This is a genomic window from Roseovarius sp. MBR-79, assembly GCF_053628555.1.
On sequence record NZ_JBRJGP010000067.1, the window covers coordinates 1 to 1,906 of the forward strand.

Below are 1,906 nucleotides of genomic sequence, written 5' to 3' on the forward strand. Positions count from 1 at the left end.
CCATCCAGTCTCATAAATACCGGTACAGAATCTCATGAACCCCGACTCGTTTTTCAGAGAAGTGCTTGAATCTCATGAATTCCGGCTATCCGACATCCAGCAATGAAATTGAACTGCTTTCCAGCATATATTTTAATGTCCGATAATGCAAACTTATTGGACACAAAAGGATCACACAAGACAAGGCGGTTTTGGCGCTATTTTCTGGCTGTAAGCGCCGCCTCGAGTTAAGGTCTCGGCATGACTTCTGTTTGCGAGACCAGTCTTGGCGATGAACAGACCCTTGCCCGGATACCGGGTTGGGTCACTTCTTCCCGCGCCGAAACCCCTGAAGATGTGGCGTTTTTGTCAGGGGCGGCGTTGGCCCATCTGCATTTTGCGGTGGCCAAAGCGGCGGCCTTCCAAGCCTTGTTGCGGGACCGACTCGCACTGCGCGCAGCCGAGGCCTGTGTCGCGTTTTCCGGGCGACCGGAGCGGGTAGGGGAGTTGCGCGACGCGGTGCATCTGATGCGCCCCGGCGATCTGCCCGGCCCGGCGGGCGAAATCTGTCTGGCCTGGCGACGCGCGGTGGAACGGCCGATGTCGGTCAAGGCGCTCGGTCGGGCTTTGCCGACCTTTGAGCCGCGCCAGATCGCGACGTGGCTCGATGCGGGGAAAGGGGCGCCGGTGACCCGTGCCGCGATGGTGCTCGAGACAGTGCTCACCGAGGCACCACGCGCAGACATAGCAGGGTTGATCCTTGCGGACGCGGCCTTGGCTCAGGCGCTTGGCTGGGAGCATCTTATGCCGGTTCTGGCTTCTGATCTGAAACGCGCCGATCTGCGCAAGCATGGCGATGATCTTCGCCTGGCCTGTCTTCGCGCGCTCATCGCGTCGTCAATCGAGGCTGTCCGCCTTGCCGCCGACCTGGGCCGACGGGCTGAACACCTGAGAGCCGTTGCCCCGAAGCTGCGGGCCAAGGGGGCACGGGAGGCGGTTGAGATGTTCCTGACCCATGACGCCGTCGCACCTTCGGCCTTACCATTGCCGGATCGCGCCGCGCGGCGGCTCTGTGATCGGCTGGTTGATCTCGGCGCGGTGCGCGAGTTGACCGGGCGCGACACCTTCCGGCTTTACGGGGTGTAGGGATGGCCAAGGAACACCCCGACCCAGAGCTTGACCGCGAGTTGACCGACTTGCCGCCGGAGCTTCGCTGGCGGGAATGGATGCGACGGATCGAAGCCGTGCTGTTTGCCTCTGCCTCGCCGGTGCCACGCGAGCACTTGGCGCGGGTCGTCGGGCAGGAGGTGTCTGTCGACTTGCTGATCGAGGATCTTGCCGCCGATCTCGAAGGGCGGGCGTTCGAGATCGCCCAAGCCGCCGGTGGGTGGATGTTCCGGACGCGGGCTGCCTACGCCTCCGCGATCCGCGCAGCGGCGGATGTATGCGACCAACAGCTGGATCTGAGTGAATTCGACGTCGCTGTACTGGCCGCCATCGCCTACCACCAGCCGATCACCCGCGATGGGCTCAAGGACATCTTCGGGCGTGAGATCAGCCGGGACCTGATCGGGCGGCTGAATGCGCAGGGCCTGATCGGAACCGGGCCGCGCGCGCCGCGTCGTGGTGCCCCCTATACCTTCGTGACCACGGACGTGTTCCTCGCGGCCTTCGGGATGGAGAGCTTGCGCGACCTGCCAGACCCCGAACAGCTGGATGACGCCGGGCTGGCCGCGCACACCTGAAACCCGCCGGGACTCCTCACGGCACTTGCCGCTTCTGATGGAACCGCGCGGCCGCCGGAACTCGTCTGTGTATTTTTGCCATTCCATATCGGTCGTGTCTCGAATCTGGTGGAAATTCTCCGGCGGCGTTCTCCGGGCGGGTTGATTTGGGCCTGATCAGGCGGCGAGGTCAAGGGTCATGG

Annotated in this window: 2 protein-coding genes; both read left to right on the top strand. The window is 63.3% G+C overall.

From position 1 onward, the window contains the following. Nucleotides 1-240: 240 nt before the first annotated feature. On the top strand, nt 241-1,125 hold the full coding sequence (locus ACSSV8_RS20125; RefSeq protein WP_354540485.1) for a DUF1403 family protein: 885 nt from the start codon (nt 241-243) through the stop codon (nt 1,123-1,125). Between the two features lie 2 nt (nt 1,126-1,127). Then, complete coding sequence (gene scpB, locus ACSSV8_RS20130) at nt 1,128-1,724, top strand: SMC-Scp complex subunit ScpB (RefSeq protein WP_354540484.1); 597 nt, start codon at nt 1,128-1,130, stop codon at nt 1,722-1,724. Nucleotides 1,725-1,906: the final 182 nt, after the last annotated feature.

What these genes read in the sequence shown, in the direction of transcription:
- scpB (WP_354540484.1), top strand. Translation starts at nt 1,128, where the DNA reads ATGGCCAAGGAACACCCCGACCCAGAGCTTGACCGCGAGTTGACCGAC.
- ACSSV8_RS20125 (WP_354540485.1), top strand. Translation starts at nt 241, where the DNA reads ATGACTTCTGTTTGCGAGACCAGTCTTGGCGATGAACAGACCCTTGCC.